The 14,047-nt window shown below is 52.4% G+C and carries 9 protein-coding genes; 7 read left to right on the top strand and 2 right to left on the bottom strand.

The window, feature by feature from the left end:
* The first annotated feature begins 93 nt into the window (after positions 1 to 93).
* The 7 genes from ACK5LI_RS01260 (at position 94) to ACK5LI_RS01230 (ending at position 11,844) form a co-directional block, all read left to right on the top strand.
* Complete coding sequence (locus ACK5LI_RS01260) at positions 94 to 2,034, top strand: class I SAM-dependent methyltransferase (RefSeq protein ID WP_416945816.1); 1,941 nt, start codon at positions 94 to 96, stop codon at positions 2,032 to 2,034.
* A 40-nt stretch (positions 2,035 to 2,074) separates the two neighbouring features.
* Positions 2,075 to 3,379 carry a tetratricopeptide repeat protein gene (locus tag ACK5LI_RS01255; protein ID WP_416945815.1) on the top strand — a complete coding sequence of 435 codons (1,305 nt, stop codon included), beginning with the start codon at positions 2,075 to 2,077 and terminating at the stop codon, positions 3,377 to 3,379.
* 13 nt (positions 3,380 to 3,392) lie between these two features.
* Positions 3,393 to 4,877 carry a methyltransferase domain-containing protein gene (locus ACK5LI_RS01250; protein ID WP_416945814.1) on the top strand — a complete coding sequence of 495 codons (1,485 nt, stop codon included), beginning with the start codon at positions 3,393 to 3,395 and terminating at the stop codon, positions 4,875 to 4,877.
* Positions 4,874 to 6,775, top strand: coding sequence for a glycosyltransferase (locus ACK5LI_RS01245; RefSeq protein ID WP_416945813.1), 1,902 nt, complete (start codon positions 4,874 to 4,876; stop codon positions 6,773 to 6,775). The genes ACK5LI_RS01250 and ACK5LI_RS01245 overlap by 4 nt, the downstream gene beginning before the upstream one ends.
* Positions 6,776 to 7,023: 248 nt before the next feature.
* Complete coding sequence (locus tag ACK5LI_RS01240) at positions 7,024 to 9,588, top strand: glycosyltransferase (protein WP_416945812.1); 2,565 nt, start codon at positions 7,024 to 7,026, stop codon at positions 9,586 to 9,588.
* Positions 9,589 to 9,995: 407 nt separating this feature from the next.
* Positions 9,996 to 11,171: a CDP-glycerol glycerophosphotransferase family protein gene (locus ACK5LI_RS01235; RefSeq protein ID WP_416945811.1), complete on the top strand. Its 1,176-nt coding sequence runs from the start codon at positions 9,996 to 9,998 to the stop codon at positions 11,169 to 11,171.
* Between the two features lies 1 nt (position 11,172).
* Positions 11,173 to 11,844: an NTP transferase domain-containing protein gene (locus tag ACK5LI_RS01230; protein ID WP_416945810.1), complete on the top strand. Its 672-nt coding sequence runs from the start codon at positions 11,173 to 11,175 to the stop codon at positions 11,842 to 11,844.
* Positions 11,845 to 12,015: 171 nt separating this feature from the next.
* On the opposite strand, the gene ACK5LI_RS01225 is transcribed toward ACK5LI_RS01230, so the two are convergent.
* Both ACK5LI_RS01225 and ACK5LI_RS01220 read right to left on the bottom strand, forming a co-directional pair.
* Positions 12,016 to 12,717, bottom strand: coding sequence for an FkbM family methyltransferase (locus ACK5LI_RS01225; protein WP_416945809.1), 702 nt, complete (start codon positions 12,715 to 12,717; stop codon positions 12,016 to 12,018).
* A 360-nt stretch (positions 12,718 to 13,077) separates the two neighbouring features.
* Positions 13,078 to 13,974: a LysR substrate-binding domain-containing protein gene (locus tag ACK5LI_RS01220; protein WP_416945808.1), complete on the bottom strand. Its 897-nt coding sequence runs from the start codon at positions 13,972 to 13,974 to the stop codon at positions 13,078 to 13,080.
* Positions 13,975 to 14,047: the final 73 nt, after the last annotated feature.

Genomic DNA, 14,047 nt, shown 5'->3' with positions numbered 1-14,047 from the left:
ACGCCGTCATGCTCCGCCGCTACGTAGCAATCTGCCGGAATAAAAAAACGGCACTTGTTTACCGTTTCAGGCAAAAAATATCAGGAGATAACAGTGGGTAATCTGGGATTAGTTATTCAGTGGGGAAGCGACGGCTGGCAAGGCGGGCCTAACTATCTGAAAAATCTGTCACTGGCTATCGCCTCCGTTCCGGAAGAGCTGCGCCCCGGCCTGATATTTTTTGTTACCCCCGATCAGGTGGACCATCTGTCACAATACCAGAATATTCTGCCGCTTGCCAAAGACATACGGGTATTCGACCCTGCTGCCAGAATGGACGATATAGATGTTCTGTATCCTTTTCCGGCAAAAGGACAGGTCCCCGCAGGCATAGCCAGGGTGCACTGGATACCGGACTTTCAGCATTGCCACCTGCCGCACATGTTTTCAAAGGCAGACGCGGACTGGCGTAACATGCTGTTTGCAAAACTTGCACGGGGCACCGAAATGGTAGTGCTCAGCAGTCAGACAGCCTTAGACGATTTCCGCCATTTTTTTGATGTCAAATGTCCGACACATGTAATGCGCTTTGCCACGTCACCAGAGCCGGACTGGCTGCGGGGCGATGCTGATGCCGTGAAGACAAAATACGGCATCACCGGCAACTATCTGATGTGCTGCAACCAGTTCTGGCTGCACAAGGACCATATGACGTTGTTCAAAGCCCTTGCTCAGCTGCGCAGCCAAGGGGTAACGCCGCAACTGGTATGCACAGGCGCCACGGAAGACAGCAGGCATCCCGACTACTACCCCTCATTAACACGCTTTCTGGCAGAACAAGGTCTGGCGGAACAGGTAACCATACTCGGCCTGATCCCGCGTTCTGATCAGATTCAACTGCTTCGCAATGCTTCCGGCGTTATCCAGCCGTCATTATTTGAAGGATGGAGCACTGTAATTGAAGATTGCCGCCTGCTCGGCAAAAGCGTTGTGTACTCTGACATTGCTGTCCATCTGGAACAGAACATTGCCGGAGGCGCCGCTTTTACTGCGGGCAATGCAGACTCTCTGGCGCAGGTTCTGGCAGGCAGGCTGCCCGCGATGGCACCGACGGCTAATACTCCGGCGGAAGATCAGGCCCTGCAAGCTGCCTATCAGACCAGACGGCTTTTCGGTCTGGAAGTTTCCAATATGGTCAAATACGCAATGGACATGAACCACAGCAACACTCACGCCGCAACGCTCCCCCCTGCTAGCAAAGCCTCTTTTACCAACCGAGAGCGAGCAGATACCAGCGCGGCTACAACAGACCTGACAGGCAGGAACAGTTACAAAGTCAAAGGCGTCCAGTGGTATGCTCCGCCGCTTGCCGGTACTGCCACCTTGTCCGCGCCGCTCTTTGCCACGGAAACGTATCAGGAAACGTTAGGCATTCTTAAAAAGCTTAAAGATGATGATTACCTGCGCTACCTTCGCGGTTTCATGTCCAGCGGTATACGGCGATACGGCCCGCACTGGCGCTATGCTGATATCTGCACGGTTCTCTATACGTTGTCCGGCATGCTGGGCGTCAGCCGGTACCTTGAAATAGGTGTCCGCCAAGGGCGCAGCATGGCAATGGTCGTTTCGCAGCAGCCGCAGGTACAGATAACCGCCTTTGATATGTGGCTTACCGATTATGCCGGAATGGAAAACCCCGGGCCGGAATTTGTACGTGAGCAGATGCAGATACTGGGCCACAGGGGTACACTTGATTTTATAAATGGCAACTCGCATGAAACACTGCCCGCATACTTTGCGCAAAATCCTGCAGCCAGCTTTGATCTTATTACTGTAGACGGCGACCATACGCCTGAAGGAGCTGTGCAGGATCTGGAAGACGTTCTCCCGCATTTGCGGATCGGCGGCGCAGTTGTTTTTGATGACATAGCCCATCCGGCTCATCCGGAGCTGGCACAGGTATGGCGCGATGTGGTTCTGGCCCGGCCGGAAATGAGCGGCTTTGAATTTACCGAGCTGGGGTACGGCGTAGCCTTTGCGATACGTATGCGATAATGCCTGTCACAGGATCGCAGCAGATAACGGAGAGTTGTACATGGTTAATACAAAACAAATCGAAGCCGCACGGATCATCAGCGGGGAGCGCCGCTCGCCTGAAGCGTTGTCATGGGCAACACAGGTACATGCGTTAAAGCCCGTACAAAACATGCTGCTGCAAGGTAACCTTGCTGGTGCGCTGGAAGCTCTGGCAGGGCTTGGCAGCAACTATCCGAACTCCAGTGTCTTTGCCTGCGAACTGGCAGCCCTCATGTACACGGCGGGTCAAACAGCCGCTGCCGAAAACCTGCTGGAAAAATTCGCAGCCGGTCATCCCGCAGACCACCGCTCCAGAAATTATCTGGGAACAATCCATGCCATGCAGGGAAACCTGCGGGAAGCACTTCCACTTCTGTCATCTGCCATCAAGCTGAATTCTCATGATTTTTCTACACAGACAAACTACAAGTTTGCCTTAAGGCACTTAAGCGGCGAAAAGAAATTGGCCAATCCCACCGTACCATTTGTCATTGCCACAAGCATCCCACCGCGCAATCTGGAAGAAAGCCAGCAGGCGCTTGCCTCGTGGCAAAAACTCGGGGCAGAAGTCCATTCACTCAATACCGCAGAAGAAATAGCCCTGCTCAAGCCCCATTTTAATTTTGTTCACTTTGTTGAGTGCAGGCAGACAGCAAAAGCTACCTTTGGCAAAGACTACCAATACCTTTCCAGCATTCTGCGGCATTTATCCGGCGTACAGCATGAAGTATGCGCAATTTTCAACTCTGACATCATTCTTGATTGCGACCGGAATGATATGAACCAGCTGGTCAATGCCGCCCGTGATTCATTTGTCTTTGCCTCGCGCCTGAATGTAGACACAGCAGACGCCGCCTGCGGCAGAGTGTACGAACGGGGTTTTGACTTTTTCATTTTTCCGAAGGCACTCGCGTCGCGCATCCCGCAGGTTGAATATTGTCTCGGGCAGCACTGGTGGGATTATGCATTTCCGTGGCTTGCCCGCAATGCCGGAATGCCCCTCACCTTCTGCTATTCGCCGGTGGCACGGCACATCAACCATGCAGCGCGCTGGAACGAACAGTTCTTTTATGATTACGGATGGTACACAGCCAGAATCGTATCCCCCGAACTGGCTGCACTGATAACAGAAAGCGCTTCGGGACACATATTCGGTGATGAATACCTCACCAGCCTGGCCCTTTCCATGTATTCATCGCTTGTAGGCGCAAGTCGGCCCCTTCATTGCGGCTCTGAAAAAATGCGTAACGTATTTGCTCCCATAGACGGAGCACGCATTGCTGTTGATCTGCTTTCTACAAATTTATGTGTGATAGGCAACTAAGGGAAGCACTGCCATGAATCAATACAACTCTTGCACTGACAACCACTGCAGCAGCGGCGACATTCTTGCTGAAATACATCGCCTCGGCCTGCACACGGCGGGACAACCTCTCCGGCTGCACCTCGGCTGCGGAGAGAATCATCTGGAAGGGTATGTCAATATTGACTACCCGCCCGCTCATCATGCGGTAATGCGTCCCAAGGCAGACATTTTTGCAGACATCAAAGCTCTGCATTTTCCGGATAACAGTCTGGATGAAATCCGCCTCCATCACGTGTTTGAGCATTTCAACCGCGTTGAAGCGCTGGGGCTTCTTATCCGTTGGCACCGCTGGCTTAAAGTCGGCGGCAGACTGCATATTGAAACGCCCGATCTTGCAGGAAGCGCCAAGACAATACTCTCAAACGTACCGCTGAAAGAAAAAACCGCAGCTGTGCGACACCTTGCCGGTGACCAGACAGAGACATGGGCCTACCACATCGACCACTGGTTCCCCGAAAGGTTCCACGTAACCTTTACGCATATGGGCTTCGGTACGCCGGAGATTATCATCGAAAAATGGCAGAAGCCTCCGCACCTTGCCAACGTGACGGCGATCGGCACAAAAACTGCTGATATTCCCACAGAAAAACTTGTGCAGGCGGCAGACGAACTTTTATGGCTGAGTACTGTGGCTGCCACTGAAATCCCCACATATGAAGTATGGAAGAAGCAGCTGCGTTCGTTCCTGACGTACCAGCCGGTGCACCCTGAACAAAAGGCATCGCAGCAAACAAAGCCTGTTGATTTTCCTTTGCAGTCTGATCTGCCGCTGGATGCCATTCATGACTTTAACCAGCGTGAAAGAGACCGCTGGATGGCAGCCAAAGCCGCAGGCATTCCTGCCGGAAGCAAGGTGCTGGATGTAGGTGCCGGAACCTGCCCGTACCGGCAGTTTTTTGCACATTGCGACTACGTAGCCCATGACTTCAAAGGCTACCACGGCGAAAAGCTGGGAGGCGGAACAGAATACGGAAACATAGATCTGGTAGGCGACATTACGCAGATTCCCGCACCGGATGCGTCTTTTGATGTCATCATGTGCACGGAGGTGCTGGAGCATGTTCCCGACCCTGTAGCTGCACTGAAAAAAATGACGCGCCTGCTGAAATCCGGCGGAAAACTGCTGCTCACCGCGCCGTTAGGTTCAGGGCTGCATCAGGAGCCTTACCACTACTACGGTGGCTTCACCCGACATTTTTATGAAAAGTTTCTGCCCGAACTTGGCCTGCAAGTTACAGAAATCAGCCCGAACGGCGGTTTCTTCCGCCATCTTGCTCAGGAATGCGCGCGGGTGTCATGGCTTTTTAACAGCAAGCCGGAACTCCTGCACGCTGCAGACGAAGAGCTGCGTACCCTGTTCCGCGAAAAGCTGCCGCGTTACCTGTACGCCATGGATGACAAGTACATGCTGGAAGACTTCACCGTGGGCTACTTTGTTGAAGGGGTTAAACAGTGAAGACACAGGCTGTAATCTTCAGCAAAGACAGAGCACTGCAACTGCGTGCCACGATTGAGTCGCTGCTGCTGCGGTGCAGCGATGCTGAATCGTTGGTCATACGGGTGCTCTACAAAGCCTCTGATGCCCGACATGAACAACAATACGCCACACTGCGCGCAACGTTCCCGCATGTGGATTTTGTGGCGGAAACCGACTTCCGGTTGCAGGTACTGCGGCTTGTGGCGGATGCCCCGTATGTGTTGTTCATGGTGGACGACAACATTTTTTATCAGGACTTTTCGCTTCACGACGTGCTGGAATCACTGGAAGCAACACCCGATGCCATAGGCTTTTCGTTACGGCTGGGAAAAAATACAACGTACTGCCACACGCAGGATGCACCGCAACAGGTGCCTTTGTGTGAACAGCTGAATGAACGTGTGCTGCAATGCTGGTGGAAAGACGCAGACCACGATTTCGGCTACCCTCTGGAAGTTTCCAGTTCGGTATACAGGTCGGAGCTTATGCTTGCGTTGCTGCATGACTTGCCGTTCTCCAACCCCAATCTGCTGGAAGCCGGACTTTCTAAGCGGACAAATCTGGTTGAGCACTTTCCGAGACTGCTGTTCTTTGAACAGTCGGTCACCTTCTGCAATCCGCTGAACAGAGTACAAAGCATTTTTGAAAACCGTGTTTCGGCAGACTCCGTTGATGCAGACGCATTGGCAGACATGTTTGCGCAAGGCCGGTACATGGACGTAAAAAGCTATAAAGGCGCCCGACCAGATGCCGCCCATTTCGAAATGCCGCTGCACCTGCATGAACAACAGTCGCAGACCGTACCCGACGACCTAAGCGCACCGTTCATTTCCGTCATTATTCCCGTCTACAACGGTGCCGCGTTTCTTCCCGATGCGGTAGCAAGCGTCGCCGCACAGCAATATGAAAACCTTGAAGTCATCATTGTGAATGACGGCAGTCAGGATGACTCCTCCACTGTAGCCCGCAATCTTGCGGCACAGTATCCGGCCCTGCATATACAGGTGCTGGATAAAGAAAACGGCGGGCTTGCTTCCGCCAGAAATGCCGGTATACGGCAAGCCAAGGGCCAGTGGATTCTACCGCTGGACTGTGACGACTGCTTTGCCGCTGATTTTCTGAACACTGCTGTACAGGCTATCAAGACACGGCCCGAGGTGAATCTGGTTTTCACCAACATGCAGGAATTCGGCGCTAAAAACGGTCAGTGGATTCCCCGCGAATACTCTCTGGCCGAACTTATGCAGCGCAACACTTTTCCTTATGCATCACTCTATCGCCGCGAGTTATGGCAACAATCCGGCGGCTACGTTTCCAGTATGCCATGGGGCGCGGAAGACTGGTTATTCTGGCTTTCCTGCGCGCCGTTCGGGCTTAAGCCCCACAGAATCGACACCCCAATGTTTCTGTACCGGACCCATGCGGAAGGCTCCATGTATACCCGCATGATGGAACGCTGGGATGTGGTGAAAGCGTGTCTCAAAACCCTGTTGCCGGCCCTCTATCCGGTACCTGCCCTTATGCAATCACACGCAGCGGCAGCAACTATGGATGAAGAAACCAAGGCTCTGATTGCCGCCATCAGCACAAAACATGGCGATGCGCCCATGCCGCATTTCTGGCAGGGACTGGTGCATGAAGCCGCCGGAAGGCTGGCAGAAGCTGTGGCGGAATACACGAAAGCTGTCGCTCTTTCGCCCTATCCGCAATGGCAGCCGCAGTTTCGGCTATGCCTTATTAATCTGCGGCTGGGCAGAAAAAAAGCTGCACTGAAAAACGCAGAAGAAACATTGCGCCGCAGACCGGAGCTGGCACAACTGCTGAACCAGAGCCCCGACATTGACCTGCGGCACATGGTGCCGCTGAACGTATTGTAACCACAAGTTACGGACTAGAAGCGCACAGCCGGAAGCAAGGCAGCATAGCCAACATCTTCTGGCAACAAAGTACAGACTGCCGACACAACGCAAAAAGTCCGGCCATCATGTGCAGGGAAGCCATAACACGCAGGTACAAGCTGCGCGCATTGCCAGATAGCACATGAAGGCGTACGAAACTTATTCTGTAGCAACAGGTAGTTTCGTCACTGCAACAAGACAGCCGGAAAATAAGCACGGTGAGTAGAATGAGCGACATGAATACGATAAAAGCAGATGCCTTTGCACGGGAGGCTGCTCAGCTGCTGGCTGAAAACGAACTGACAACAGCGGCCAATCTGGCCTCGCGCGCTCTTTCGCTTGTCCCGCACCATCCGCAGGCCAAAGACATACAAAATGCCGTCAACTCGTTACGTGCGCCGTGGTATTCCGTCATCATTCCCACATGCAACAGACTTGATATTCTTAAAGAGTGCCTTCGCCGCATTGAAGAGCAAACCATATCGCCAGACGAATTTGAAGTCATCGTGGTTGACGATGCATCCGCCGATGATACTGCCGCGTTTTTACATGAGTACACCCCGCCTTTTGCATTCCGGCCCATCATCCAGCCGGAACGTGGCGGCCCCGCGCGGGCCCGTAACGCGGGCATACGCGCAGCCAGAGGGCACATTGTCCATTTTCTGAATGATGATGCTCTGATAGAACGTGATGTACTGCAAATACACAGCACATTGCATAAAGCACTGGCCGACAGCCCTGTTTCTGTGCTGGGCGGATTCAGCTTCGGCGCAACGTTCACAGAAACGCTGTGGGGCTATGCGCTGGAACACGGAGACCTGCTCTTCCGCTATCCCACTTTTACAAACAACGGGTTACACAGCCACCGGGCATATTATTCATGCAACATCAGTACGCCACGCCGCTCGCTGATTCAGGCCGGTCTTTTTGATGAAGATATCGCGGGCAATCTGTGGGGAGCAGAAGACATGGAGCTTGGCAGACGTCTGGAAGCGCTGCCCGTTCCTGTGCTCTACCGCGAAGACAGCCGCTCGACCCATGTGCATGATGTAGGTGTGGAGGGGCTGGCACGCACGGCCTATGTCCGCGGCGGAGGAGCCGTATGGATGTTTGCCAAACATGGCGAGCGTCCCCACTACGCGCCGATTCAGCCTCACGACATCGCCTACTGGCGCAATCTGCCTCCCCGGTTGATGCGCCGCATCGACCAGTTGCATACCGTGCTGGCAGAAGCGGAAAAAATCAGCCCCATAGCCGACGATAGCCCTGCTCCGTATCTGCGCCGTGAAAATTATGCTTCCATGAGTGACCTGTGCCACTCGTTATGGCGCATGCGTACCCGCGAACTGCTGGAACTGACTGAACAAGTAGAACAGCTTGCGTTACACGTTCTGCATGACGCAAAGCAGGGCAAAAGCATGCAGCATTGCGCGGCGCAACTGTATCCTGCCATGCTGTTTATCCGCTTTTTCCACGACACTATCGGAGTATGCGCATCTGACGCCATCCGGCACTACTGCCCCGAAGCGCCCCCCCTTGAAGCGACATCCGCCGGTAAAAAAGCCGCGACTTCGTCGGACCGGAGTCTGCAACAGGTTCCGGCGCCCAACGGCAAGCGTATTTTACTGGCTTGTAATTTTTTCTGGCCCTCAGTGGGCGGTACAGAGCTGTTGATCGAAGAGCTGGGCGTTCATCTGCAAAAGCTTGGCTACCACGTAGAGGTCGCCTGCCGCTGGTTACCCAACCGCAGTGCGTCAATACGGCATGGCATGCCGATTCACTCGTTCCGCTGCCATGGCAAATTTACGGACCAGCACATGGGGCCGGACACGGACAAATACCGCTCACTCGTAAGCAATGGCGGGTACGATGCGGTTATCGTGCTGGCACACCCCGACAACTGGACGTGTCACCTGCTGCGCAACCTTCCGGCTCCCGCACCACGCATAATCATGATGCCCAGCATTAATGCTGAAAACATTGAGCATTGGCAAAGTATGGGCGTCATGGAAACCGTGTCGGAAACCCTGCGTTCTGCAAATACCTGCATTGCAGTGTCTGAAAACGGCAAGGACAGACAGCTTTTTTCAGACTTGGGTGTCCCCTTTGTATTTATCCCTCATGCAGTGGAGCCGGAACCTGTCGAATGGAACATGCGCAACCGGCTGGCAATACCGCCGCAGTCTCCCATGCTGGTGTGTGCAGGCAACTTCTGGCCTGTAAAGAACCAGCTGGAACTGCTTAAACTATTTGCGGCGGAACCGCTTGCCACCACACATAACTGGCAGCTGATTCTGGCAGGCGGCGCGCTGCCGTGGGAAAAAGAATCCAGATATTTTGAAGAATGCTGGTCAATTGCAGAAAATGACCCGCGTATACGCATCCTCGGACCGCTGCCGCCGACTCAGGCGACAGCGCTTATCAGAGATGCCGATGTCCTTCTGGTTCCCTCAAAAGGAGAAAGCGCAGGCCCGCTGGTAGTGCTGGAAGCCATGGCTCAGTCCGTTCCCTGGATAGCAACGCCGCAATGCAATGCAGTTCATGATGAAGCAGGCGGAATCATCACTGAGCTGGAAAATTTTCCCCGTGCTGTACGCAATCTGCTGGACCGACCGCATCTGGCAGCAGAACTCGGGCAAAACGGCAAAGCACACTGGGAATGTTGCTTCCGCCGTGATGCCATGATTTCGCTTTTTGACGCAGTGCTGAAGGAAGTGCCTGCTAAGGCAAGCACCATGCCCCCTGTCTTGCGCAAACAACGTGACGCGCTGATGCAGCAGATAATGCAATAAACAGGCAGGAAGTCCTTTGGCATATAAGGATAAGCTGACGAGTATATAGCCAAGATGGCAGACAGCACGATGCGGGCACACCATTACATATGCGCGGATTCCCCCCTTCTCCTGTACGCCTGCAGCGGCAACTGTCCGGCTGGCAGGCTTGTTGCAGTTCGTAAAGGACTGGGCAAGTTCCGCCATGTTATGCCCTGAAAGATGTTGCCGGGTGAAAGCAGAAGTGACAGGAAAAGCGCAACAAACCGGTAGGAACCATGTGGTTGCCTTGATACTCTTGTCGGACCTTCATCCCTGCAAAAAGCTCAATATGTCAGCTATAAACATGAAGCCGGAAATCTGGGCTACATACAGAATCTGCCGCTGATGCCGAAAAGGCAGACGGTTACGTAATCAGGAGACACGCTATGGATTTTGTCCAACTCGCCAAGCTGGCACAGCGGATGCCACGCAAAAAGAATCTGGTCATATTTGTGGGCAGATCCGGCGGACACTTTATTGACAATGCCAAGTATGCCTTTCTGCATTGCGTCAACAATATGCCGGAACTGAGCTGCTACTTTTTTACCATGAACCCGAAGCTGGCGCTCGATCTGCGCCGCAACGGGCTTCCTGCCATCGGTTACGGCGATGAAGGTGCCATAGAGTTGCTGTTGCGTGCAGGCATAGTGGTGGCGGACGACTTTGAATGGCGTGTGACACCGGAGCTTTACAGCGTATTGCATCCGGCAGTATCCATTCAGCTATGGCATGGTATCCCACTGAAAGCTATCGGCTTTCCTGAAATCGAGTCATCCATCAACATGACGCCGGAAAAAGCAGAACGCCTCCAGCGGGGCTATTCCGACTATGATGCGCTGCTTTCAACTTCGCCCTACTACACCGAACATGCCTTCAGCAAAGCATTCAAGGCGGAGGACTTCCCCGAACTCGGATACCCCCGCAACGATGTGATGCTCCGCCGCCCCACAAAGCAGGACATGATCAACGCCGACCTTGAGTTGTATGCCGAAATAATGAAGCGTCGCAAACAGGGCTGGAAAACAGTGTTCTACATGCCCACATTCCGCGATCTGGGTGGCGACCCGTTTACAGATCAGGCAATCTCGCTGCCGCGATTGAACGAATTCGGCAACAAGCACAAAGTGCTTTTTGTGCTGAAACTGCACCCTTATGTGCATATTAAAATCGGCGGAAGCTTTGACAACATAAAGCAGGCTGAAGCACGAAGCGACATTTATCCCCTGCTGGGTGCCTGCGACATTCTGCTGACAGACTACTCTTCAATTTACTTCGACTTTCTACTGGCAGACAAACCTATCGTTTTTTATCCGTACGATTATACACACTATGTCACAGCCAACCGCGCCTTACTTTTCGACTATGATGCAACCACACCGGGGCCGCGTGCAAATACTCAGAACGAACTGTATGATGTATTGCAGGCAACCCTGGAAGGGCAGGATACAGGAAAAGAACAGCGTGCAGCCCTGAGAGTGCAGGCGTTCACCCATGCAGACGGCAACGCCGCACAGCGTCTGGGGCAGTATATTACTGAAAGGTTTGTAACCAGAGGAGACTAGTATGAAAGCAGTCATTCTTGCCGCCGGAGTAGGCAGCCGCCTTGGAAGACCTTTTCCCAAAAGCCTTTCCGTACTTCCCGACGGAGAACGCATTCTCGGGCGCCAGATACGTATTTTGCAGGAAGCTCGCATCAAGGAAATCTACATAGTGGTAGGCTTTAAAAAAACATTGCTGATGGAAGAGTATCCGCAAGCGTTCTTTTGTTACAACCCCGTCTACTACATAACCAATACATCAAAAAGCCTGCTGGCAGCCATTGAACGCTTCGATGATGATGTGCTCTGGGTGAACGGAGACGTTGTCTTTGACCCAGAAGTCATCAGCGAAATGCTAAAGGCCGACGGCAACATCATAGCAGTGGACAAAAAGCGCTGTGCCGAAGAAGAAGTTAAATACAGCCTGCGGGAAGACGGGACTATCCGAGAAATTTCCAAGATTGTAGCCCATCCACAAGGCGAAGCCGTTGGCGTAAACCTTGTACGCAAAGAAAGCCTGCAACACTTTGTGGAGGCTCTGCGTCGTTGTGATGATCAGGACTACTTTGAAAAAGGCATCGAAATTATGATTCAGGAAGATGCCCAGTTCCGTCCGGTTGATATTTCCAGATACCGCTGCATCGAAGTGGACTTTGCGGAAGACTGGCAGGAAGCAGTTCGCCTGTTTTCCAAATAACACGCAAAAACAATGAACGGGCGGCCGCTTAATGCTGCGGCTGCCCGATTACTTTATAAGCAGTGTAAAAAATAACGGCACACCTGCTGACCTCCCCCTCACCTATTGCTTTCCGGCCTCCTGTATCGTTGGGCGAAAAAAACGCACTCATCGTGTTCAGTTTCTTAAAAATTAGCAGAAACGTTTGTGCATCAGCCGCAGCACGCCCACCCCTTCGCCTCTTCTGTCGTGTGATAGTTCCGTAAAATTCTCCAGCAGCGTTCTGATAATGCTCAGGTCGGCATCACTGTGATATTCCACAAACATGTGCTTCACAGCTTCCAGCCTGTGCCCCATACTTTGCAAAATTTCAATTTCAGAACCTTCCGTATCCAGTTTCAGAATATCCACAGAATCAATGCCAAGTTCATCGAACATCGTTCCCGCATCGCGTACGCAGACTTCTTCATCAACCCATCCGGCAGCCTGTTCTGCGCTGACATCTTTAAGCGAACTTTGCCCCGCCTTACTGGTGTTCAGATGCAGGCACGCCTGACCATCGTGATCAGCCAGGGCCACGGAATGGACATGCACGTTAGCGCAACCTGCAAGGTTTGCCCGCATTGCCCCGCACAGGCTTGCTGACGGTTCAAAGCTATGAATAATGGCTGCGGGAATATTCAGGTGAATATACAAAGAAAAAAGGCCCACATTAGCGCCGATGTCCACAACGACAGGATTACGGAACACACCTTTCAATCTGGTAAGAGGATACTCGTTGCGCACAAACACATCGCCTATCAGAAAGGCTTCCCCCGTAGGAACTGTAAGACGCAGCACATGCTCTTTGTATCGATGGGTCAGCAGAATAAAATCCGGTGCAGCCCGGGTCATGACATGCTCCTGTAATACATACAAATGACAAAGGGTAAAGGTACATCGTGTTTCGGCTCATCTTACTATGAAGCTGGAGCAGCATAGCCTGTAACATCAAAACAATCCTCAGATATGGCCGACAACACATAGCCACCATACCAAGCAGCTTCAAAAACTGGAGGGGTCCTGAAAGTAACCACTCTCCATGCACACCGGTCTTCCTGTCCCTCTGCTAAAAACATCATTATCAGGCAGTCACAATCTCAACCATGCGAAATACAGCTTCACCGTCAGTAGCCTGTACCGCCATCCAGTTGGCTCCCTCGCCGTGGTTTGTAGCTTAGTCTCCGCACCTGCACCGGCTATTCTCCTGTGGCGTTAAAAAGGCATCTCCACCCGACCTGATGCAGGATGCCAATTACGGCAGTACGACAAAAACTGCTCCATACTGGGGGAGTGGTATTTTTTTGAGTGATAGCAAATTGAAAATGTTCTGGAAAATTTCTGCGTCAAATGGATGATGGAAAAGCGCCTGTTAAACCCTGTCATCTCTGCAATCATCCGTGACGTAAACGTAATCCCGATACCTTGTTCCACTGTCCGCAGGATTGCTTCCGGCAGGCTAAGGCTTTGCGCAACTTCATATGATGAAAGCAGCATGCCCAGAGAGTGCTCAAAGAACTCTCTCGTACCGGAATCAGGCTCGCGCAATATCCATTGCTGCCCCTCCAGCGCTTGTGGCGGGTGCTGATTACCGTCTGCCAGAAGATGCCCTTTGTGTGCTATCACAACCATCTCATCTTCCAGCCACTTTTCAGTCACCATGTCAGGATGATGCTTTTCCCCCTCCAATAAAACCGCATCCAATACAAATGAAGACGTCAGTTCAAGCAGTCTGTTGGTATTGGCAATATGCCCCTTGGGCAACCACTGATGAGATTGCTCAAAATCATTCAGTAGTTCGGGCAGAATATATGTTCCGATGGTTTTACTGGCTCCGATATGTACAAACCGGCTGCCTCCGCTACGAAACATCCGCTCCACTTCATGGCTGCGCTGAATGATTTCGTCTGCCAGAGGTCTTAACCGGGTACCTTCATGGTTCAGGCGAATGTGCGGATGCACACGATCAAACAACTGCACGCCAAGGTACTTTTCCAGTTCGTGCAACGCTTGCGAGACTGCGCCCTTTGTCAAAAAAAGTTTTTCAGCTGCCTGCGCCAGATTCTCATACTGCGCTACAGCCAGAAACACCTGTAATTGCTTTAATGTCATTCAGTCGTCCATTTTTACTAAACGATCAGTTTAAGTCATTTCGATATCCTTAATACCTTTTCCGTGAGAAGTT

Source organism: Oleidesulfovibrio sp., assembly GCF_047973035.1.
Taxonomy (GTDB): Bacteria; Desulfobacterota; Desulfovibrionia; order Desulfovibrionales; family Desulfovibrionaceae; genus Oleidesulfovibrio.
The sequence above is the reverse complement of the archived record's forward strand: the minus strand, read 5'-3'. Positions and strand labels throughout refer to the sequence as shown.

Bases quoted from the DNA above. Each gene is read 5' to 3' on its own strand.
- ACK5LI_RS01255 (WP_416945815.1), top strand. From the start codon at position 2,075: ATGGTTAATACAAAACAAATCGAAGCCGCACGGATCATCAGCGGGGAG.
- ACK5LI_RS01250 (WP_416945814.1), top strand. From the start codon at position 3,393: ATGAATCAATACAACTCTTGCACTGACAACCACTGCAGCAGCGGCGAC.
- ACK5LI_RS01240 (WP_416945812.1), top strand. From the start codon at position 7,024: ATGAGCGACATGAATACGATAAAAGCAGATGCCTTTGCACGGGAGGCT.
- ACK5LI_RS01235 (WP_416945811.1), top strand. From the start codon at position 9,996: ATGGATTTTGTCCAACTCGCCAAGCTGGCACAGCGGATGCCACGCAAA.
- ACK5LI_RS01230 (WP_416945810.1), top strand. From the start codon at position 11,173: ATGAAAGCAGTCATTCTTGCCGCCGGAGTAGGCAGCCGCCTTGGAAGA.
- ACK5LI_RS01225 (WP_416945809.1), bottom strand. From the start codon at position 12,717: ATGACCCGGGCTGCACCGGATTTTATTCTGCTGACCCATCGATACAAA.
- ACK5LI_RS01220 (WP_416945808.1), bottom strand. From the start codon at position 13,974: ATGACATTAAAGCAATTACAGGTGTTTCTGGCTGTAGCGCAGTATGAG.